We start from the raw sequence: 21,676 nt of genomic DNA on the forward strand, positions 1-21,676 counted from the left end.
CACCATTCCAAAATCTCATCTATGCGCCCTTGACCGCGAGGCCACGTGCCATTCCGAGCCATTTAGCTTTAGTTACAACTTCGCTCCGCCCAAGTATCATCACCAGAGGTCGAGTAAATGTCCACGAGGTAACAACGTCAAGGACTGTCGAAAGTCCAAGGAAGAATGCAAAACCTCTAACCGGTCCTATTGAAAGGAGATACAAAAGTAGGGCGCCAATGAAAGAGACCAGGTCGGCAGCGACGATTGTTCTAAAAGCCTTTTTAAAGCCACGATCAACAGAGCTACGCACGGTCTTTCCCGAACGCACCTCGTCTTTTAGACGTTCAAAAAAGACAATGTAAGAGTCAACAGTGACGCCGATTGATACAATTAATCCCGTTACTCCTGACAGGTCAAGAGTCAAACCGCTGGTATGGCCCATATAAGAGATAATTCCCCATAAAAGCGCCGCGGTGGTACCAAGACCCAAGACGACCACTATTCCCAAGGCCCGATAGTAAAAGATCGTATAAGCCATTACGACGATTAGACCGACTATGCCAGCAAAGACTCCGGCCTTTAGGGAGGATTGACCAAGGGTAGGTGATACAGTTTGCACTGTCTGTTGAACCAACTGAACCGGTAATGCGCCATATCTGAGAACAAGCGCCAAATTATCAGCTTGCGATTGAGTGAACTGACCTGAGATCTGACCCTGTCCCCCAAAGGAGGTCGAATTGATCTTCGGTGCACTTATGACATTTCCGTCTAAGACTATGGCGACGTACTGGCCATAATACTTCTTAGCCAAGGCATCAAAGGCAGGAGAGCCGGTTTTGGTTAGCGTAAAATTCACTAGCCAGTTTCCCGTAGAGTCAAGCCCTGCATATGCGCTCTTTAACGCTGATCCAGTCAATACGCTTGGTCCCATTACATAGCGACCTACAACTGCTCCATTTACTATCTGGGGCAATATAACGTTAGAAGTAGGAAGGTCTGCAGCCGTTGACGTGGTCGGAACATATGCCAATATGTTGGAATTAGTGGCTGAAGTCGGACAAGTTGGTGTGAGTTCACTAGCCGTTAGATGTAGTGAAGCCGGAGGCTTTGTATACGGAGCGGCAGAGCAAAGAACAGGTCGAAACCTCAACAATGCCGTCTGCCCAATTATCTTTAGCGCCGCTGCTGGATCTTTTACACCAGGCAACTGAACCACAATGTCATGTCCTTGGGAGGTAATATTGGGCTCAGCCACACCCAAACCATCGACTCGATTTCTAATGATAGATATCGTCTCGTTTAGCGTCGCCTGACTTACTGTATGCGCGGGAGCATAGACAACTGAGAGCCCACCCTGAAGGTCCAGGCCTAGTACCGGCGCATAGTTCAATGCCAGAACCGCAACGAACGCACCAATAGAGATGACGAAGGTCGCAATGACCATAAACCATCCAGAGCGTTTCATTAAATACCCACCTCAAATTGAACGAAATATCTGTTCAAAATCAAACGATCGACCATCTACAACAAGGTCTGACCGAGAATCAACATTTCCACCAAAATGACCAAGCTGGAAGCAAAAGACCTAGTCTTCATCTTCCAGCAATTTGTCAATCAGAGAACTCTGCTACTGCTACTACTTATCGCCATCTTCGTCGAGTGCATTTTTAGGAGCCTCAGATCCAATTTGACCGTCGTGGGTGGAGTCGTCGGCCGACCCAGTCGATTCATCTTGAGCATCGTCACCTTCGACATCGCCATCTTCGTCTTCATCGTAATAATCGAATTCATCCATGGAATATAGAGGATCTGCCTCTTCAAGCTTTCGTGAAACCGCACGACGTACAAAGCTCAGCTCGATATCAGGAGCAACTTCAACGACCACGGTCTCTTCGGTAGTCCGAACAACTCGACCCAAAATTCCAGAGGTCATCATGACTCGATCTCCAACTTCAACAACCCTGGCGTTGGCTTGGGCAGCTTTCGCTTTTGCTGCACGTGGCCGCAGCACAAGAAGGTATATTCCAGCGAAAAGGACGATTGGTAGAAGTAGCGTCAACGAACTTCCGCCCGTTTGTGCAGCAGCGGCCCCTAGAAACATTCAAATACTCCATTTGTAAAAAATATGCCGTAACTTTCAATAGCCATAAACGCTAAAAATCCACTTTGGCATAAACAACCAGATCTATGCTAGTTGCCCCAAGCAGCATAGATCGACTTAATGTATTCACCTAGAGTTTTTGTAGAAATAGCATTTCGCGAACCCTCTATTAGTCGGTACATAAAAGTAAGATTATGCAAGGTCAGAAGGCTGCCACCGGTAGGTTCACCTACCGACACAAGGTGTCGAATTAAAGCCCTTGGAAAATTCGCACAAGCTACACATGGACACCCGGGCTCAATTGGGGATTCATCACGCACGTACTTTTGATTCCTCATATGCATCTTCCCTGAAAAAGTCATGGCAACCCCATGACGTGCGACTCGAGACGGAGCCACACAGTCAAACATGTCTATTCCGCGTGCTATCGCTTCAACGACCCCAATTGGATCGCCCACGCCCATCAGATAACGCGGCTTATCTGGTGGAAGATGAGGAACTACCGCGTCGATGGCCCGAAGCATGTCGTCACGGGACTCTCCTACCGCCAATCCTCCTAGGGCAATTCCTTCAAAACCAACATCAGAGATAAATTTGGCGCTCTCTGATCTTAGGTCTACCTCGGAGCCCCCCTGAACGATCCCAAATTGCGCCTGATCTTGTCGGTGCTTTGCAAAACGCGCGCGAAGGGCCCAGGAATGAGTCAAATCCATAGCACGTTTAATTTCATCACGGCTAGCTGGAAGATTGGTACAAACGTCAAGAACCATTGCTATGTCTGCGCCGATCATCTCTTGAAGCCAGACGGCCTTCTCGGGGGTTACATCATGAATGGATCCATCGTAGATAGAGCGAAAGGTCGCACCGGCATCGCTAAAGGTTGCACCAAGAGACATCACTTGAAATCCACCTGAATCCGTGAGCATACTGCGCTTCCACCCGCTAAATCTACCAAGTCCCCCCAAAGCATCGATAACTTCAACTCCAGGTCGCAACATCAGATGGTAGGTATTTCCGAGAATAACCTCAAAGCCGATTGCGGCTATGTCATTGGCGATTGCCGCCTTAATGGTGCCCCTGGTCCCAACTGGCATAAATATAGGTGTCGAAAAAGATCCGCGATTCAATTTAACCGTGCCACGTCGACTCCCGTTATGAGTGTCGCCCACCGAAAACGAGAGGGCACCTTTCAAATCATCAACCACGACTAGACCCTCCTTTTAAATACCACCAACCCAGATAGGATAAACGGCTAGCGCACCTCCGCGTTTATCCTTTGACATAAATCCCCCAGAAATCATAACCACTGACCAAATCTCAAAATAAACAGACTGAACACGTGCTTAAAATCATTAATTAAATCAAAGTTATCCGTAAGTTCACATCGTATTGCTAGAACAATTTATTCAGCTAAACCTCATAAAATATCTGCTTTGATCCCCCGCCCTACATGCTATTAAGGCAACAACATGAGGTCACATAAGTCACCAATCTCCGCCTTTCACCGAACAAAGCTGGCAACTGGTGATCAAATTAAAGCGAACCAAATCTGAAATAATTCAATTACTTGACCTTGGAAATTAGTCATGATTAAGATTTAGAACAGGCAAAAATCCTCGAGGTAGCTTCCCACAAAGCAAAATCTGAAGTAATGTCATTCTATGGAAAGAGAACTTATCGAAGACTATGGCATCATTGGCGATTTACATACAGTCGCCCTAATCTCAAAGAGAGGTTCAATCGATTGGCTATGCCTGCCTCGCTTTGACTCAAATGCGTGCCTGGCCCGGCTGATAGGTAGCGACGAAAATGGCTTCTGGAGAATTACCCCTAAGGAGCCAGTCATCAAATACGAACGACGCTATCTTCCCAGAACGCTAATTCTAGAAACAACCTTCACAACGGCATCAGGAAAGGTAAAAGTCATTGACTTTATGCCACCTAGAAACTCTCATCCAAGCATCTACCGTCTTGTAGAGGGGATAGATGGAGTTGTAGACATGACCATGGAACTTATAGTTCGGTTTGACTACGGAACCACGGTTCCTTGGGTGCGACACATGGAAGGTGGACTATCTATGGTCTCTGGATCTGGAGGTCTGGCCATATCGTCCAACGTAGCACTAGAGAGTGAAGACTTTAAGACTATAGCCAATTTCCAAGCTATCCCTGGCGAAACTCAAACGTTCAGCGCGATCTATCATGATTCAATCACCAAACCTCCAGCCCCCCACGAAGCTCGCGAATCATTCGAACATGCCTTTTCCTTCTGGCAAAACTATATGAACGGATGCAAGCCAATCTTTGGAGAATATCAAGAAGTTGTAGAGAGGTCGATCATCACCCTAAAGGCCTTGACCTACCAGCCTACGGGGGCAATTGTAGCTTCGCCAACGACCTCGCTTCCTGAGCAAATTGGCGGTATTCGAAATTGGGATTACAGATACTGTTGGCTGAGAGACGCCACCTTTACCCTATATGCCTTAATGATTGACGGATTCGAACGCGAGGCTCTAAAGTGGCGAGAATGGCTCCTCCGGGCTGCAGCCGGAGATCCTACGCAGCTTCAGATTATGTATGGAATTGGAGGCGAACGACTTATACCGGAATTCACGATACCGTGGCTATCGGGCTATCGAGACTCAGCACCAGTTCGAATAGGAAACGCAGCATCTAACCAATTCCAGCTAGATGTCTATGGAGAATTGATGGATGCATTCTATCAATTTCGTCGATCTGGAATTAAATACTCCGAAGAGTCCTGGCATCTTCAGTTGGTAATCGTAGATTTTGTCGCTAAAAATTGGGACAAACCTGACGAAGGAATCTGGGAAATACGAGGGCCAAGGCGCCATTTCACCTATTCAAAGGTAATGGCATGGGTGGTATTTGATCGCGCAATAAAACTTGTCGAACGATACGGAATGGCTGGCAAAGACCAAGAGTGGAGAGCAATTCGTGATGACATACACAAATCAATCATGGCTAATGGCTACAATGAAGAACTCGGCTACTTCGTACAAGACTACGAATCCACTAATCTAGACGCATCGCTCCTGCTCTTGCCATTGGTGGGATTCATAGATGCAGCAGATCCAAAGATGGTTCGCACCGCCCAAGCAATAGATGAACGGCTATCGATAAACAACGTAGTTAAAAGGTATGAAACTGGAGAAAGTGGCGAAGATGGCCTACCCGGAGATGAAGGAGTATTTTTAGCTTGCAGTTTCTGGCTAGTCGACAATATGGTTTTAGCGGGCAAGACTAAAGAGGCAAAGATTCGCTTTGACAAACTCCTCCAACTAGGAAATGAACTTGGTCTATTTTCAGAGGAGTACGACCCAAATAACCTCTCCATGCTGGGCAATTTTCCACAAGCACTCACTCATGTCGCATTGATCAATACGGCCCGCAACGTTACTCAAGAGCTCTCACCAGCAAAGCATAGGACCTCCAGCTAGCCCAATCACTTGAGTGTCGATTCTCGAATATTTGCTCAATGAACAAAATATGCAAACTGAAGCGAGATGAACCTAGCAAAGATTAGATCATCTCGCTTAATCATCTCACCTAAAGGCGACCTCTTCGCAGTGGAACGCAGTAAATGTCTAAGGCGCAATTCACCATGTTACAACCACTAAAGAGGCGACCTTAACCATTGCAACCATGCGACTACTTATAAAATGGTCCCCTCGAACCAAGACCGCCCTGGAAAGCTACGCTGGCAAGCTACTCTGGCAAAATATCAGCTGACCATGGTGTCCTCCCGTCGATAACCGAGCGATCCTTCGATCACCAAATATCAAATAGCTCGATTGGCTCACATGACTTCAGCCAGTTCAAATTCGAAATAACTACGACCACAGAATTCCCCGCGGCGCCGTGGCCTTCTAGCGCATTCACGAGAAATCCTAAAACGCTTGCTGGCTTGCTGGTGAGAAAAACATCAATGCCTCTCGAACTCAACCTCCTACTTTGATTCTCTCAGACTCTCTAGCGAACTATCACTTCAGACAAATACGGGTAATGGGGCCCTTCTATACATTCCTTTGGATTGTCGCTCAGGTGGTGTCAGGAATCAGAGTTACTGGCTGAAAATCCTGTTAAAAAACGTCGGCCAAATCCAAGTGGATTTGGCCGACGCTGCTTCTCGGGGGAGAACACTAATTCCTAAAAGCTAAGTGCATTATAGGAAATCAAGACAACTCATTGGTTAACCCTTGGAGTTGTACATAGCTGCCACTTGGCTAGAGGTAATACTTTGGACTGTATGCAACACACCGGCCGTATTGAATTGCTGAACGTCAAAGCCAGAAAAGACGTTGTGATACTGATTGAAATTCTCAGGACCACTCGCACCCTGGTAGTTGATCTTCTTACCTTGCTTTAGCAGTGCCACACCCTGTGCATATGTATAAACAGGCGTGCCTGGCGGGTTGCTAATCTTGGTAATATACTTCACCCAAACATGTGGATTAGTGGAATGTGCAGCTGTCATTGCCAACGCCGCCATAACAACCGCATCATACATAGCTGGTGATGCTGGCAGTGGCTTAGAGCTATTCCATTGCCCCTTATAGGCTGCTAAGAACTCATTATATGCCGGTGCGTACGCTGCTGGCGCAGCCATACCTGTCATCCACTTGCTGGCATCGGCTAGGCCGACAGCTTGTGCTAGCTGAATAGAGGTACCGGTATCACCAGTAATAAAGTGAACATTCAGGTGACCGAGCTGCTTTACGTTCGCGAACAGAGTTGCGGCAGTCTGTGGATCGGCATGGAAAAATACACACTGTGGGTTATTCGCAAATGCGCGAGATACCTCAGAGAGATATGAGCTCTGGCCGGCCTGAATCTGCTCGTTGTCCAAGATCTTCCCACCATTACCGGTGAAGGCTGCAGTCAAAGGAGGAACTTCGGCCTGGGCGTTTGCATCGGAGGTGTAAATTAGCGATGCCTTTGTGCAATTCAAACCTTTGAGGGCATAATAGGCCTCTGCTGCCAATAGCACTGAGTCAGATGGGAAAACTCTATAGATATATGACTGCGTCATGTGGTCCAACTGAGTTGTACCACCTTCCATGAGGTCCACCACTTTTTGTTGTTGGAACTGATTGATAACGCCCATGATCGATAGAGAGCTCGGCCCGGTTACAAAATTTGGATGTTGTAACTGAAGCGACTTCCACGCTGTTACTGCATCTACTGGGTCGCCCGCAGTATCTTGAAGTGCCGTAGTAAGTTGATGGCCAAGTACTCCGCCATGGTGATTTATCTCATAGACACCAGCTTTGATCCCATGATCAAACCACTGACCGACGAACGCCTCTGCCCCAGACATAGGCAGGAGCTCCCCGACTGTAAGCGGGCCCGTTGATGCCGCTGTCGTAGCCGATGATGATGATGATGATGATGAAGAAGAGCCGCTCCCACAAGCCGCTGCCACCATAGATAGCGATGCCAGTGCTGCCGTCGCTTTTACCCACTTTTTAATACCCTTCACGGGTACCCCCTTTTTTATCCAAATACTGATCATCAGTTAATTTGATGAGATCATTGAAACTACTGAAATGAAGCTACCGAAATCGAAACTCTCCATTAGAGATGAAATCACACGATCCCCAAGTAGCCTTAAAACTTTGTCCATCGCTCAAACCATAAGCAACGGAATCCCCCAAAACTGCCCCATCTATTGCTAGGCGATCACCTCGCTCTCTGACTCCATGGCTGCTGCTGTCGCACCCAAGAAAATTTCGCCCAGGTCAAGTGCTGCCACCTGACTTGCAGGGCCGTCGAGTCGATTTCGCCCAGCCACAAGGACGTATACCCATTCCGAGTTCGAGATGGCCCGATCAACATTTTGTTCAATCACCACAATTGCGGTGCCAGTCTTAGCGATGCGGCCGACCTGATCCCAGACTACGTCGACGTAGATAGGCGAAAGTCCCGCCGTGGGCTCATCGAGTAGCAGCACCTTAGGATCGGCCATGAGCGCTCGGGCCATACCCAACATATTTCGCTGTCCGCCCGAAAGCTCTCCGCCTTTTCTGTTCTGAGCAGCCTTGAGGTCTGGAAAGATCTCAAGCACAACCTCTACTCGCTGAGCCAGTCCCCGTCGGTTGGAGTATCCACCCATCTCCAGGTTCTCTTTGATCGTCATGGTCGTAAAGATATTGTCAACTTGGGGCACATAAGCCATACCCGCGCGAGCCAACCGAAATGAAGGCAGTCCCTTGACGTTCTGGCCATCGAGTACCACTTCGCCGCCGGTCACGTCTGTAATCCCGAACAGGGACTTCATGAAGGTTGACTTACCAGCGCCATTTGGCCCAACAATACTAACCACCTGGCCGACCTTGGCCTCCATGGATACTTCCCAAATAATTGGGGTCTTCCCGTACCCTCCGCTAAGTCCTTTAACTTCCAATACGCTCATGAACTTCACCTCCCAAATAAGCCTCGACAACGTCACGATTCGAACGCAGCTCAGCCAAAGTTCCCTCAGCAAGACGTTTTCCGGTCGCCATAACCACGACCCTCGAACAGATTTTGTCTACAACCTCTAGGTTGTGTTCAACAAGCAACATTGACATGCCTGAACCCTTATTTAGGTCCAGTAAGTGTTGTCCAAGGATTTCAATAAGAGCGGGCGTTACGCCTGCCATTGGCTCATCCAAAAGAAGCATCTTTGGTTTGGCCATCACTGCTCGAGAAAGCTCCAGAAGTCGCTTTTGGCCACCCGAAAGATTCGATGCATACTCATTGCGCAGTCGGTAAAGACCAAAAGTATTTAGGATTTCGTTTGCTTCGCCTACAAGTGCATTGGTTTCAGTCTTAGATTTCTTCGGCCGAAAGACCGCATTAATTAGGCTTTCTCCGCTCTGTCCGAGCCGGACAACAAGCAAATTCTCAAGAACGGTCATCCCTCCGAACTCCCGTGAAATCTGATAGGTCCTTATCAATCCGCCTTGAGCTCGCCTATATGTAGGCAGGTGTGATATCTCTTGCCCGTCGAAGGTAATCGAACCAGAAGTAAGAGAAACGGCTCCGGCAATTGAGCCAACCATGGTTGACTTTCCTGCACCATTCGGACCAATCAGGGCAGTAATTGTACCCTTTTCTACCTCAAAGGTGCATCCATCGATCGCCTTCAGCCCACCAAATGCCACATGGACATCCGAGATCGCTAAAATATTACTCATCTAGACCTCCGTCGCTAACTCTTGATTCGCGCTTACTCCACCAAAGGTTTGGGCATACTTATCCTTCAGGGGAAGTTCAAAAAACTTGGCCTTACGTTCCGGAAGTACACCTTGAGGTCTAAACCAGATGCTCAAAATAACCAACGAGCCAATAATTATGTTACGAAGATCAGGAACCAGGTTAGGGCTAGATGCCACTTGGGGAATATATCTAGTTCCCTCGTTGAAGATCACAGCGACCAACAAAGAACCGAGCATCGCGCCAATATTGTTCCCACGACCGCCGACCAACAGCGCAGCCCAGACTACAAAGGTCTCCCCAGTGGTCCATCCAGCAGGTGAAAGTGCTCCAATGTACTGAATCGTAAGCACTCCTCCGATTCCTACGATGGTAGAACCTATTACCATCGCCATCATTCGAACCTTGAAGGTATTTTTTCCAAAGGCGTCCACCACGTCTTGGTCCTCACGGATTGCACGCATCGAACGTCCCAACGGTGATGAGTAGAGCTGATTGGCAAACCACCAAACGATTAGCATCACCACTCCAGAGATAACCACAAAGATCCAAGAGAAGGTGTTCGGGTGGTTGTTAGCCACACTTTGAAAAGGTTGATTTACCGAAAATAGCCCAGCCCAACCATCAAAGAGTTTATTCTGATCGCCAGATAGCCCATAGAGAAGAGTTCCCGTTGCTAGGGTAACAATTGCCAGGTAGTCAGATCGAAGTCGCTTTAGCGCTATCAGACCAATTAGATAGCCAAGGATTCCCGAGGCAACTATTCCCGCAATCGACGCAAGGGGCCAGGGCCAGTGTAAACCAAGGATATAAAAGACCTGATTTGAAGCATTCGCTGGGGGCATTACGAAGACTGCGTAGAAGTAGGCACCCATTGCCATAAAGGTAATGACTGTGAAGTTCAAGATCCCGGCGTAACCGAATTGAATATTGAGGCCCAGGGTAAAGATATTGTAGGTAAACAAGGTAACCAATATGGTTGCAACATACCCGAGAAAAATTGACATAAACCAACTCCTATGTGTAAGAATTTCTCACCGTGGTCGAAGTAGAAATAAGATAAAAAGAGAAACCAACGTTGTGATATGACGGGTTTGGGTTCCATCATGGCCCATGGATTTCGAATCAATCGTCATCCAAAGGAGTCGCTAGGTTAGGCTTTTCCTTTTGCAGGAATCAACCCTTGAGGACGTACCAAAAGCATGATCACGAGAACCAAAAATGCAATGTCCTGCTTGTACGCAGAAGATATAAAGACCGTGGATACCTCTGTCACTACACCAATTATCAACGCACCAAGCATAGCCCCGTAGGTTTGACCAATTCCGCCAAGAATAACGGCTGCAAAGATGACAAAGAGCAGTGCATCCCCGCTAGTCGTTTGAAATGAGACGATATTCAACGCCAGGACAATACCACCCAGACCCGCAAGAGCCCCACTGATAAACCAAGTCCAACGAGTTACCATGTTGGTATCGATTCCAGATGCTCTAGCTAGATCAGCGTTATCACTCATCGCTCGCATAGCCTTGCCCAATCGTGAACGAGAGAGCAGGAGATGAACTCCGATCATGACAATTCCAGCAATCGCAATTATGATCAATTGGTTGCCTGTGAAGCTAAAGGGGCCAATGGTAACAGGCGAGGACTGACCTATGGGATATTCGTTGAAGCCGACTCCGTAGATGATCTGTAAGACGTTGTCGAGAATGAGAGAGAGGCCAAAGGTCACGATCAACATGTAAAAGAGAGATTTTCGCCGCTTGACAAACGGACTTAGGATGAACTCCGATATCAGCATGGAAACTATTCCAGTACCAATTGTCGCCAGAACGATAGAGAGCCAAAATGGCAACCCAAGCGTGGCTGAAAATGTATAGGTCAAAAGCATTCCGACGCCCAGATACGCCCCATAGGCGAAATTGACGAAGTTTGTAACACCAAATTGGAGCGACAAGCCAACACTCAAAAGGGCATAGATTGAAGCCGAAACAAAGCCGAAACCTAATGTGAGTAAGAATAGTTTCACCGACTACTCCTTAGATATGCAAAAGCATCTAATTTGTAGCCCGAAACCGAGACATGATTGCACAAAAGCAAAACAACCCCCCAATTGCAGACATTTCCTCTGCCGTTTTTTATTCGAGATGACCATCCCCCGGTACACCTCGCGGCAGTAGGTAAGAATCTACATCCAGGCAATTCCCAGCCGATATTAATTTCGAATTAACCAGATAATCCCAAATAAAGCTATTTATCCCATAAATCCCATGAGGGATCGGCGCTGTTCTTCTTGGTTCAAAGGGCTAGTTTGTATATATCTGAAGGTTCAAAAAGACAATGTCAGGGGGTCTTTTGTCCTTGAGCACCAGATCCAATACAAGTTCCATCCGTCAAATCGCGATCTATGCATTCGTACTGACGATGACCATCACCGTGGCGATCGGTGCTCTTTTAGTCTTGACCGAATCGTCGACCGAGCTACGACTAACAACCATATCGATCGATCGATCCAAAGCGATACTTGAGTCTCTCGGTTCGATTGGAGATGGAACCTCAACAAATAACACCAAGGTCGAAATTACGCGCCAGACCAGAGATGAGCTAAAGAGCCTTTGTAAAATAGAAAACTTAACCTTTGTCTTTTTTCCGTCCTATCTCACGACAAAGGCGACAGCAACAGGATCCGCCCCTACGTCGAGCCCACTTTCAGCAACAGCTGTACCCATCTTCCCCTCTAACCACGCGCAAAACCTCAGCAACCTCCCTTACCAAAGTCCGAATCTCGGACTATCATTCTGTGCCAAAAACCTCAATCCGACTACCCTTATAAATTTTTCATATTTCGCGCTATCTAATAGGCATACCAGACAGGTGGCGATAGTTGAAATAGTCGCCACACGCCAACGCCTTTACTCTTATTTGAAGTTTGTATTTTCAAAGATCGTCTTTGCATTCCTATTCGTCGCAGCACTCACAACCCTCAGTCTGTGGTATCTCTATCGCCGCAACCTAGCCGAGACCTTCGGACTCACTAGCATTGAACTATCGTCTCTGCTTCAAGAACAAGAAGCGCTCCTAAAAGGCATCTCTGAAGGCGTAATAGCCTGTGACGCCAATGGACTAATAAGATTTTTCAACCAAGAAGCACGACGGTTGATAGGGATCCCCGAGAGATCAATTGGAAGACCTCTACGACACCTCGTCCGAGGGCGGCGTCTTCGCCAAATTGTAACCGGAGAAATTCCCGGTCGAGACCTTCCAGTGGTAGTTGGCCGATCCATCCTTTCGATCTCCCGCCTAGCGGTTGAACGCGACGGCCAAAACCTTGGTCACGTTATAACCATTCAGGATCGGACCGAATGGGAGGGGCTACTTCGTGAACTCGACGGCATGGTTGGAATGACAGAAGCCCTTCGGGCGCAAGCCCACGAATTCTCGAACAAAATGCATACCATTGTTGGACTTATAGAACTTGGGGAATCCGAAGAAGCAATCGACTTTGCCCTCAACATCTCTTCGAGGAGTAACCTTACAAACGATCGGATTGACGCCATCGACGACCCTCTTTTGCGAGCTCTGATCCTGGCCAAGGGCGCAGTTACCTCAGAACGAGGTGTCACCTTGGTGGTAACCAATGCAACTAAGGTTCATGGAACTCTTCGAAATTCGTTGGATATATTGACAATCGTTGGAAATTTAATCGACAACGCCCTAGACGCCGTCTTGTCGAGCACCGAGCACACAAATCCATACCAAATGGAAAACGATCCCAAATGGATCGAACTTCACATAGAAGCCGTCGAAGAGAAAATCTACATAACCGTAACTGACAGTGGCTTAGGAATTCCCATGGCACTCCTAAGCTCAATCTTCACGGATGGATTTTCCACCAAAGTGGCAGGCAGAGGTTACCGACGAGGCCTAGGATTAGCTCTCGTGGCTCAAATCGCCGCTAAATATAATGGCGAAGTTCAAGTAAAGAACGTTCCAGGCGCATCTTTTAGCGTTACTCTTCATAGCGCCATTGACAGCGCTGCCGAAAGGATCGGTCCAATGGATTGAACCATAAAAATCAAAATAACTAAAGATTTACAGTAAGACTTCCACTTCAAGGCAATAGTGCCAAAGATGATCGCCCCAAAAGCACTTTGGCCAAATATTACAGTAGTGGTCAAAGTTTTAATTCACGAAGAGATCGCCAAGGTAGGAGCTTCCATGACCGAGGAAAGTTTACAAGGGACAAAGATCCGAATTCTCGTAGTAGACGACGACTTCCGCGTCGCCCAGCTTCATGGCGCATATGTCGACCGATTGGAGGATTTCGAAACCTGTGGATTTGCAAACACAGGAGCTCTAGCAGTCTCGGCCGCAAAGGATCTATCTCCAGATTTAGTTCTGCTTGATCTCTATCTGCCAGATACTGATGGATTAACGGTCTTAAGGCAGCTAAGAGCGATGGATCCTCCCCGTCCAGACGTCATAGTCATTAGCGCTGCCCGCGACAGTGCGAGCGTCCGAGAAGCGATGAAATGTGGTGCGATACACTACATTACTAAGCCTTTTGACTCACGTGGATTAAGTGAAAGACTCCAGGCGTACCGCCTCATGAGAGCGGAATTTGACGCATCAAGCGATCTCGACCAAGCACAAATCGATCGCCTTTGGTCGGTGCTTCGGACCGCTCCAGACGAAGTCAATCTGCCAAAGGGTCATTCTCCCCACACCCTAGAAGTTGTAATGTCGACGCTGAGGGCGGTTGATGAAATACTCACTGCAGACGAAATAGCACGTAGATCCGGCCTCTCAAGAAGTACCACTCAGCGCTACTTAGCGTACCTAGCCAGATTAGGCAAGGTAAATCTCACTCTCAAATATGGGGCAAGTGGGCGACCTGAGCACCTTTATGAGTGGGCCAAATAACCAACCAAGGCGGCTGGTCTCCAATCAAGTCTTAATCAACAGAAGTAGACCAGCTCGAGCCCTTCGGCGTAACTCTGCGTCGGTTATTTGGAACTGAATTAGGTTTGACAAAGCATCTATGGCCCAAATCTGGTTTCAGAGAGTCAAATAAGACCTATTCCCTTTGCGATTGAGCCTTCTTGGTCACTTTTTTAGATTCTGAAATCTAATTTTGGGTATAGCGACCTAATCAATTGTCTCCTAGTGTCCCCTCTCATAATTTCCCTGAAACTGAGGAATTAATCCCTTCTAAGGTTGTTCTCCTTGGTAAGGACATAACCTTGCAAGGGAGAACGATGCAAAGTCACACCATTTCAGAGGAGCCAAACATTGATGCCAACCAGAGCAAGCCGCCCAAGAAGAGATCTGGACGACAAGCTTCGGTGGTTCCGCTCAGTCCCAAAGAACGTAGCGAATTAGAAGCAGTGGTAAGAAAGTCCACAGCTCCCATAGGACAGGTGGCAAGGGCCAGCATTGCCCTATGGAGTAACGAAGGGGTTGGAACCAACGAGATCGCGCAAAGACTTCAGATATCTACAGAGACGGTATGCAAATGGAAGCGGCGTTTTATCAACTACGGAGTGGAACTTCTCGATGACGCACCGAGAAGTGGAAAACCGAGAAGCATTGATGACGAAAAGATCGCCGAGATTCTAAGGATCACTTTGGAAGAAGAGCCCCCGCTTGCTACCCAGTGGTCGACGTCTTCAATGTCCAAGCGGATCGGGGTATCACCAGCGAGCATCTCACGTATCTGGAGAACCTTTGGCCTCAAGCCCCATGTCTTGGGATACTTCAACATCAGTACCGATCCGGCCTTTACCGAAAAGGTCCGCGACATAACTGGGATCTATCTCAATCCCCCTGATGCTGCACTGGTACTATGTATTGACGAAAAGACACAGATCCAGGCGTTGGATAGAACCCAGCCACTGCTTCCCATGAGACCTTTTGTTCCAGAGCGGCAAACACATGACTACAAACGCAACGGCACAACAAATCTCTTTGCAGCACTTGATGTTGCCTCTGGCAAGGTGATCACCAACACCACAAAGGCTCATCGGGCGATCGAGTTCATAGCCTTTTTGGATCAGGTGAAAAAAGAAGTTCCAAAAGAACTCGAAGTCCACGTCATCCTGGACAATTATGCAACGCATAAAACCGATGCTGTACGGGCCTGGCTCATAAAAAACCCCAGATTCCACTTCCATTTTACACCCACCTACTCCTCGTGGATGAACCTGGTTGAGAGATGGTTCTCGGAACTGACTACCAAAATGCTCCACACATCCACCCATAAGTCACAAAAGCAACTCGTTGCTTCGATCAACACCTGGGCAGAGCGCTGGAACCAAGACCCAACACCATTTAGGTGGGTAAAGACAGCTGACGAGATATTCGCATCGATGGCAAAGTATCTGGGGAACTAGAACTCAGGGAACTTATGAGAGGGGACACTAGTGTCATTATTGATAATTTCCTTTGTGCGTCATCGGATGGTTTGTTTTCGCGCATCTTCGTAGTACTTACCCAAGGGAGGCATCTCCGCCTTTTGAACACAACGCTCATTACCTGGGCTCTTTACCAACGCAGCTTGTGCCGGTTTGATATCCCTTTGTCGATTGACGGGGAGGAACTTCCCCTCCCCGCTCTCCTTTTATGTGGCTAATAATTAGTATCAACGGTTGTTGGGGTGAGGAAACTCCGAGAGTTTGTGCAGGATACTGGGGATGTGAGTGCTCTTTTGGGTTTGTGGTACTCAGACTAACAAATTCCACCCCATCCCCTCGCGGAATGCGACTGAAGATACAGATGGGGCGAAGGGATGGGGTGGAATTGGCCGATCATCCATCCAAGTTCCATCTGATTTGCTTCTTCGAAAGTTTTCTAAAAAATAGCTTGCAATGAGATAAGACCGGTGAGATACTAATGTTCTAGGCAAACAAAGACGCTACGTCTGGATCGCCACGAAAAGGGCTGGAGCCTATCGGGTTCGCCTAGCGATGGTTTCGAGGCGGAGAGTGCTTACCTTAGCTATCTCATGGATCGGGCTTAGTCGCCAAGAACGGTAGAGGCTTATGCCTTTGATCTTTTGTCCTTCTGTCGGTGGCTGATTGAAGAGGGGCTTTCGTTACAAGAGGTAACAACTCAAGCGATTGCTTCGATACTTGAATTTGCATCGTAACGTTGCGGTTCGGGGTTAGCCGCTCAAGTCGAGCAACTCCGTGTTAGTCTTGAAGCGATGGCCGCCGTCCTTCGTCGTCACGAAGAGCTCCTAGGCTCAGTTGCCCGCCAATCCGGAGAAAAAACAAGGTAATAAAGACTAGGCGTGTGTGGGAGATAGCTAAGTCCGGACTCGGATTAGCCGCTTAACTCACAGAACCGTGCGTGAACATCTCAATTCACACGGCTCCTAGCGAACCGACTTTTGGTATTACCCTAAATGACCATTGAGCCCAAGATTGGGTTCACGTTCGGCTATTTGAGATAGGTATTTCCAAGCATTTGCTCGTATGCTAACCCAACTTACCGTCACTCAACCGATTCTCCCAGCTAGTTGGATATGTAGTCTTTTGTTGGGACACTACAAATGCGTCGCAATGGTCTTTATCCGTTTAAGGGGATCACTAACTCCTAAGAGACGGTAGATCTCTTTGTGAACCGGCTCAGAAACACCACTAGTGCAGATGTGATAGACGACACCTTTATCTGACGTAAGAACTATGGTGGCTCGGTGGTGACTATTAAGTTGCTCTTTGATGGTTGACCATCTTCTCTTGTCGTTGTTGTGCCTCAAAGTCAGCTCCGGAGCCTGCCAATAAAATTGTCACTTTCGCACAATCTAAGCGACCTCCCTTCGCTCGCCTTTTGATTCATCTCCAACTGACTTATCCGTAGGAATAATTGATACCTCTGATACTGGATCGGAAGTCTCTGGAATTGCTCACCAAACGCGACACGAAACTCCGCTCAACTACGCAGCTTTCAACATAGCTGACCTTTCGAACTCAGTTGGTGAAATATCACCAATACGTAAATGTCTTCTTTTCCGGTTATACCATTGGATCCAATCAAATATCTCCGTTCTCGCCTCCTCTCTGGTGTACAAAACTTATCCTTTGACGAGCTCTTTTTTCAATGAAGCACAAAAGTGATTCAGTCATTTCAATTATCGTAGGATTATCCGGTTATTGGGCATACTAGTGCGTCCAAATCTCCGATTAGTACCCGGACAATACCCTGTTAACCTGCTAATCCAGGCGCAATGATTCTCGGGGAGGAAGCCTCACGATTAGCCGGTTAACACCAGGGAAATGACAAAATAGAAAGCTATTTCATCGACTACCCTCTACTAACGTTGGCAAATAGCAACCCCAAGGTGTTCGTAATTTTCAAGGAGTACGGTTTGCCCACTGTGGTAAAAGCATTATAAGGTCTAAAGGTCGCTCCAGAAAAAGCTAAGGTCTAATGGGTGAGACAAAGCCAAGCACTTCAAATCATGATGAACTCAGCCTCCGTCTTCCTTACGGGAGCACCGGGCGCAGGCAAGTCATATGTATTGTCAAATTTTGTTCGTTATAGTCGAGCATGGAACATCCAAGTCGCAGTTACCGCATCAACGGGAATTGCAGCGACTCAAATTGCTGGAGTCACAATACATTCATGGTCAGGTATCGGAATCAGCGATTCATTGAACGACCAAGAGTTAGCCAAGATAGCCGCGCGCGACAGGATATCTCGTCGGTTCTTAGAGGTGCAGACTCTAATAATCGATGAGATATCAATGCTTCCAGGGCGATTTTTGGACTCTCTTGATGACCTAGCCAGAAAGATAAGAGGCATAGACGCGCCCTTTGGGGGAATACAGATGATCCTTGTCGGGGATATGTTTCAGCTGCCACCGATTTCAAAGGGTTTAAGCGACTTCGATTTTGCTTTCAACTCGCGCAGTTGGCGAGATCTAGATCCCGACCCCTGTTATCTAACCGAACAGCACCGCCAGGAAGGCGATGGCCTCCAAGAGGTGCTTGAAGCAATGAGATTAGGGTCGCTGGGCCCAAAACATCTTGAGATTCTAGAATCTAGAACCGCGATAGCGCCGGAAAATCGAAATGAGATAACGAGACTCTACTCGCACAATATCGATGTCGACACCATCAACCAGCGCCATCTAGATGAAATACCAATGCCAACTAAAAGATTCACTATGGTTTCCCGCGGTGAATCAACATCGATTGAAACTCTCCGCAAAGGCATGCTTGCCCCTAGCGACCTTGACCTAAAGGTTGGAGCAGAGGTGATGTTTGTGGCAAATGACCCTAATCGACAGTATGCAAATGGAACCCTTGGCAAAGTCATCGACCTCGATTTGGAGTGGCCACGTGTAGCACTAGCAAGAAACGGCCGAGTCATAGAGGTAGAGGCCCATACGTGGCAGCGCGAGGAAGATCAAAAAGTCACCGCTGAGATCAGCCAGGTACCATTACGATTAGCGTGGGCAATCACGATTCACAAAAGTCAAGGGATGAGCCTCGACGCCGCTGAGGTGGACCTAAAACGATCATTCACACCCGGCATGGGATATGTCGCACTGTCTAGGGTTCGCCGTCTAGATGGACTCTTCATTGCTGGATTAAATTCAATGGCACTGCGACTCAACGAAAGGATCTTTGAGCTAGACAGGGTTCTGCGAGCGCGTTCAGAAGCACTCGCTGCAAATACCGTTGATTTTGACGAATCGATACAAACTCCCCAAACTCACACGTTAGAGATAAAGGATATAAACACCAATATTCTCGACCACCTTAAAATTTGGAGGCGCGAACGCTCAAGAAGTGAAGGAGTGCCTCAATACATAATCGCTCACGACGTTACCCTTGAAGAAATTTCCCGAATGCTTCCCAAGACCGATCAAGAACTCCTCGGAGTCAAAGGAATTGGTCCAACAAAAGCTACCAAATACGGAAGCGACATTCTCGAAATAGTAAAAAAATTCGCGGAACCGACCTGGAGTCAAGGAGAGCTTTGGTAATTTACAAAAGTTGCACTTAAAAAGTTTTAGCAAATAGTGAACAAGCCTTTTAGCCATCCCACATCTCTTTTAAATGATTATTATCATAGCAATTGTGCCCACTAGCTAGTTCAAAGATAGGGAAATAGACCACGATCTAAGAGCTAATCGGACTGGATATCTGGCAATTATTTTGAGCGAATTCTTTCGCTGAGAGCCCATTTAATAGAAGATATGTAACGTCTGGCGCACACTCAAAGATCCGGATTAAGTGCGAAAACCAGTGGCTAGATTGTCTTTTGTAAAAATCCACCTCCTACGCGAACCCTCAAAGCAGAAACTGTTAGTTGCAATTTACGACTTAATTCATAATCTCTTGAATTTGACGTGATAACATCATAAATCAATAACGTCGGAAATCTTAAAGACAAAAGATCCGGTGTAGTCCTTTTTCTTTGGTCTGGAATAGAAAAAAAGGAGCTGCTGTGACTGAGGTCAGGTTGCTAATTGGCACCAAAAAGGGAGCCTTTATAATAGATAGCGCCAATGGCCGATCACAATGGCAGATACAAGGGCCTCTCTTTGGGGGTTGGGAGATCTACCACATCAATGCATCACCACTAAATAAAAATCTCATCTACGCGTCGCAATTCAACGGATGGTTTGGACAAGTCCTGCAGCGGTCGTTCGATGCCGGCAAGACCTGGGAAGCGGTTTCGAACAGCTTCAACTACTCCGGTGAACCAAAACCACACCTGTGGTATGACGGATCTTCTCATCTATGGGAATTCGCGAAGGTGTGGAATCTCTCCCCTTCCCTATTTGACGAAAAAACGGTCTTCGCAGGTATTGAAGATGCGGCTATATTCGTCTCGCACGACGCCGGAGAATCATGGGGCGAACTGCATGGACTGAGAGAACATTCAACGGCTGGTTCGTGGCAACCTGGCGCCGGTGGGCTATGCCTTCATACTGTTATTCAAGATCCGACCAACTCAAATCGGATCTACGTAGGAATTTCAGCAGCTGGCGCATTTAAAAGTGATGACGCAGGACTAAATTGGAAGCCGATCAACAAGGGACTCCGAGCAGACTATCTTCCCGATGACGACGTAGAAGTGGGACACTGCGTGCATCGCCTAGCGCTACACCGATCGAAGCCTGAGGTGCTATTCATGCAAAAGCATTGGGATGTAATGCGCAGTGACGACGCGGGAGAAAATTGGTACGAGATATCAGGCAATTTACCAAGTGACTTTGGTTTCGCAATCGCAGTCGACTACAACAATCCAGAAACCGTTTACGTGATCCCCATAAAAAGTGACTCGGAGCACTTTCCCCCGGACCACCAGCTAAGAGTCTACAGAAGCCAAAGCGGGGGTTACGACTGGCAACCCATGTCAAAAGGGCTGCCCCAAAGCCACTTCTACGGGAATGTCCTAAGAGGAGCTCTCTCCAGTGATCAATGCGATCCCTGTGGTATATATTTCGGCACGACAACTGGGGAAATCTACGCCTCTCGCGATTCAGGCGATTCCTTCATGGAACTAGCCTCCCACCTTCCCTCTGTTTTATCCGTAGAAGCACATACACTTGAATGATACAAATCCGCCTTCCCCAACACCTCAGGGATCTAGCAAATATCTCCGGAGAATTAACTCTTGAAATATCAGGCGAGCTGACATTAGCCGCGATTGTGAGCACGATAGAAGTAGAATTCCCTATGCTTCGAGGCACAATCCTAAATCCAACGACGCAATCGCGTCGAGCCTTCATTAGATTCTTCGCCGATGGGCAAGACATTTCCAATGTGCCCATAAACGAATCATTGAAAGAATATATTCGACATGCAACCCCTAGAATCGACATCTTAGGAGCGATTGCTGGAGGATAAATAAAGTCGAGCGAACCCTAATAGGCCACAGAAGGAACGTCTCTCGCCCAATCGCCTCTTAGAGGTTGGGACAAACAATCACTCAAATTACCAACAGAATCCATGTCAAGGCCCAACCTAAAAATGGCCCTGCAACTTCAACACACTCAAAACCATGGCTCTAATAAAGCAATGAAATCAACACTTCGATTCGGATCCATCATCGATACAAGCCAACAAAAGCGCCCAGACTCGGCAAAATCGCAAATGAAAAAACCCCATCGACGCTGCGGGAGCTAAAGACCGGCTTCCGGGGGTAACGAGCCGGGGATATAGCGCCGGGGATAGAAAGTCAGTGCTTCTTTGAGCCAAGGTGCAAACCCTGCAAGCCCGCTGAAGGAAGTTGACCAATGACCTAAATACGATGCGATAGCTTTGGCACTCGATTAGATAAGGTCAACCTTGGCCCATGGATTCCGGCCTCGGAGAACTAACCCATCGATTGAACATTAAGGGGTTTGACTGG

Annotated in this window: 17 protein-coding genes and 1 pseudogene; 8 read left to right on the forward strand and 10 right to left on the reverse strand. The window is 47.6% G+C overall.

The window, feature by feature from the left end; genetic code table 11:
* Positions 1–19: 19 nt before the first annotated feature.
* The 3 genes from secD to tgt form a co-directional block, all read right to left on the reverse strand.
* Complete coding sequence (gene secD / locus ACIDITHRIX25_RS96135; RefSeq protein WP_052605910.1) at positions 20–1,447, reverse strand: protein translocase subunit SecD; 1,428 nt, start codon at positions 1,445–1,447, stop codon at positions 20–22.
* Positions 1,448–1,618: 171 nt separating this feature from the next.
* Positions 1,619–2,083 (reverse strand): preprotein translocase subunit YajC, encoded by a 465-nt coding sequence (gene yajC, locus ACIDITHRIX25_RS96140; protein WP_052605909.1) that lies wholly within the window; start codon positions 2,081–2,083, stop codon positions 1,619–1,621.
* An 89-nt stretch (positions 2,084–2,172) separates the two neighbouring features.
* A complete protein-coding gene (tgt, locus tag ACIDITHRIX25_RS96145; protein ID WP_201733263.1) occupies positions 2,173–3,288 on the reverse strand; it encodes a tRNA guanosine(34) transglycosylase Tgt in 1,116 nt (371 codons plus the stop codon).
* A 456-nt stretch (positions 3,289–3,744) separates the two neighbouring features.
* Here tgt and ACIDITHRIX25_RS96150 point away from each other — a divergent pair, with 456 nt between their 5' ends.
* Complete coding sequence (locus ACIDITHRIX25_RS96150; RefSeq protein WP_201733264.1) at positions 3,745–5,544, forward strand: glycoside hydrolase family 15 protein; 1,800 nt, start codon at positions 3,745–3,747, stop codon at positions 5,542–5,544.
* 752 nt (positions 5,545–6,296) lie between these two features.
* Here the strand turns inward: ACIDITHRIX25_RS96150 and ACIDITHRIX25_RS96155 are convergent.
* The 5 genes from ACIDITHRIX25_RS96155 to ACIDITHRIX25_RS96175 form a co-directional block, all read right to left on the reverse strand.
* Positions 6,297–7,586 (reverse strand): ABC transporter substrate-binding protein, encoded by a 1,290-nt coding sequence (locus ACIDITHRIX25_RS96155; protein ID WP_201733265.1) that lies wholly within the window; start codon positions 7,584–7,586, stop codon positions 6,297–6,299.
* Positions 7,587–7,778: 192 nt separating this feature from the next.
* Entirely contained in the window at positions 7,779–8,519 is a 741-nt protein-coding gene (locus tag ACIDITHRIX25_RS96160) for an ABC transporter ATP-binding protein (protein WP_052605906.1), read from the reverse strand.
* Positions 8,500–9,285 (reverse strand): ABC transporter ATP-binding protein, encoded by a 786-nt coding sequence (locus ACIDITHRIX25_RS96165; protein WP_052605905.1) that lies wholly within the window; start codon positions 9,283–9,285, stop codon positions 8,500–8,502. Before ACIDITHRIX25_RS96165 ends, ACIDITHRIX25_RS96160 begins: the two co-directional genes overlap by 20 nt.
* Positions 9,286–10,311, reverse strand: coding sequence for a branched-chain amino acid ABC transporter permease (locus tag ACIDITHRIX25_RS96170; RefSeq protein WP_052605904.1), 1,026 nt, complete (start codon positions 10,309–10,311; stop codon positions 9,286–9,288).
* Positions 10,312–10,457: 146 nt separating this feature from the next.
* Positions 10,458–11,333 (reverse strand): branched-chain amino acid ABC transporter permease, encoded by an 876-nt coding sequence (locus ACIDITHRIX25_RS96175; protein ID WP_052605903.1) that lies wholly within the window; start codon positions 11,331–11,333, stop codon positions 10,458–10,460.
* 332 nt (positions 11,334–11,665) lie between these two features.
* Between ACIDITHRIX25_RS96175 and ACIDITHRIX25_RS96180 the strand changes: the two genes are divergently transcribed.
* The 4 genes and pseudogenes from ACIDITHRIX25_RS96180 to ACIDITHRIX25_RS96195 form a co-directional block, all read left to right on the forward strand.
* Positions 11,666–13,369 (forward strand): sensor histidine kinase, encoded by a 1,704-nt coding sequence (locus ACIDITHRIX25_RS96180; RefSeq protein ID WP_160291833.1) that lies wholly within the window; start codon positions 11,666–11,668, stop codon positions 13,367–13,369.
* 66 nt (positions 13,370–13,435) lie between these two features.
* Positions 13,436–14,227 carry a response regulator transcription factor gene (locus ACIDITHRIX25_RS96185; protein WP_249685738.1) on the forward strand — a complete coding sequence of 264 codons (792 nt, stop codon included), beginning with the start codon at positions 13,436–13,438 and terminating at the stop codon, positions 14,225–14,227.
* Positions 14,228–14,562: 335 nt separating this feature from the next.
* Complete coding sequence (locus ACIDITHRIX25_RS96190; protein ID WP_249685742.1) at positions 14,563–15,696, forward strand: IS630 family transposase; 1,134 nt, start codon at positions 14,563–14,565, stop codon at positions 15,694–15,696.
* A gap of 638 nt (positions 15,697–16,334) precedes the next feature.
* Positions 16,335–16,451, forward strand: a pseudogene (locus tag ACIDITHRIX25_RS96195) (hypothetical protein); the annotation flags it as partial.
* A gap of 399 nt (positions 16,452–16,850) precedes the next feature.
* Here the strand turns inward: ACIDITHRIX25_RS96195 and ACIDITHRIX25_RS96200 are convergent.
* Positions 16,851–17,063, reverse strand: coding sequence for a hypothetical protein (locus ACIDITHRIX25_RS96200; protein ID WP_152626041.1), 213 nt, complete (start codon positions 17,061–17,063; stop codon positions 16,851–16,853).
* A 177-nt stretch (positions 17,064–17,240) separates the two neighbouring features.
* On the reverse strand, positions 17,241–17,375 hold the full coding sequence (locus ACIDITHRIX25_RS96205) for an IS3 family transposase (protein ID WP_082058684.1): 135 nt from the start codon (positions 17,373–17,375) through the stop codon (positions 17,241–17,243).
* Between the two features lie 363 nt (positions 17,376–17,738).
* Between ACIDITHRIX25_RS96205 and ACIDITHRIX25_RS96210 the strand changes: the two genes are divergently transcribed.
* From ACIDITHRIX25_RS96210 to ACIDITHRIX25_RS96220, 3 genes are all read left to right on the forward strand, one after another.
* Positions 17,739–19,298, forward strand: coding sequence for an HRDC domain-containing protein (locus tag ACIDITHRIX25_RS96210; RefSeq protein ID WP_201733266.1), 1,560 nt, complete (start codon positions 17,739–17,741; stop codon positions 19,296–19,298).
* 464 nt (positions 19,299–19,762) lie between these two features.
* Positions 19,763–20,878, forward strand: a complete 1,116-nt coding sequence (locus ACIDITHRIX25_RS96215) for a WD40/YVTN/BNR-like repeat-containing protein (RefSeq protein ID WP_201733267.1) — start codon at positions 19,763–19,765, stop codon at positions 20,876–20,878.
* A complete protein-coding gene (locus ACIDITHRIX25_RS96220) occupies positions 20,875–21,171 on the forward strand; it encodes a MoaD/ThiS family protein (RefSeq protein WP_201733268.1) in 297 nt (98 codons plus the stop codon). Before ACIDITHRIX25_RS96215 ends, ACIDITHRIX25_RS96220 begins: the two co-directional genes overlap by 4 nt.
* Positions 21,172–21,676 lie beyond the last annotated feature (505 nt).

The sequence above is a fragment of the Acidithrix sp. C25 genome (genome assembly GCF_904848545.2).

What these genes read in the sequence shown, in the direction of transcription:
- secD (WP_052605910.1), bottom strand. Translation starts at nt 1,447, where the DNA reads ATGAAACGCTCTGGATGGTTTATGGTCATTGCGACCTTCGTCATCTCT.
- yajC (WP_052605909.1), bottom strand. Translation starts at nt 2,083, where the DNA reads ATGTTTCTAGGGGCCGCTGCTGCACAAACGGGCGGAAGTTCGTTGACG.
- ACIDITHRIX25_RS96150 (WP_201733264.1), top strand. Translation starts at nt 3,745, where the DNA reads ATGGAAAGAGAACTTATCGAAGACTATGGCATCATTGGCGATTTACAT.
- ACIDITHRIX25_RS96160 (WP_052605906.1), bottom strand. Translation starts at nt 8,519, where the DNA reads ATGAGCGTATTGGAAGTTAAAGGACTTAGCGGAGGGTACGGGAAGACC.
- ACIDITHRIX25_RS96165 (WP_052605905.1), bottom strand. Translation starts at nt 9,285, where the DNA reads ATGAGTAATATTTTAGCGATCTCGGATGTCCATGTGGCATTTGGTGGG.
- ACIDITHRIX25_RS96170 (WP_052605904.1), bottom strand. Translation starts at nt 10,311, where the DNA reads ATGTCAATTTTTCTCGGGTATGTTGCAACCATATTGGTTACCTTGTTT.
- ACIDITHRIX25_RS96185 (WP_249685738.1), top strand. Translation starts at nt 13,436, where the DNA reads ATGATCGCCCCAAAAGCACTTTGGCCAAATATTACAGTAGTGGTCAAA.
- ACIDITHRIX25_RS96190 (WP_249685742.1), top strand. Translation starts at nt 14,563, where the DNA reads ATGCAAAGTCACACCATTTCAGAGGAGCCAAACATTGATGCCAACCAG.
- ACIDITHRIX25_RS96220 (WP_201733268.1), top strand. Translation starts at nt 20,875, where the DNA reads ATGATACAAATCCGCCTTCCCCAACACCTCAGGGATCTAGCAAATATC.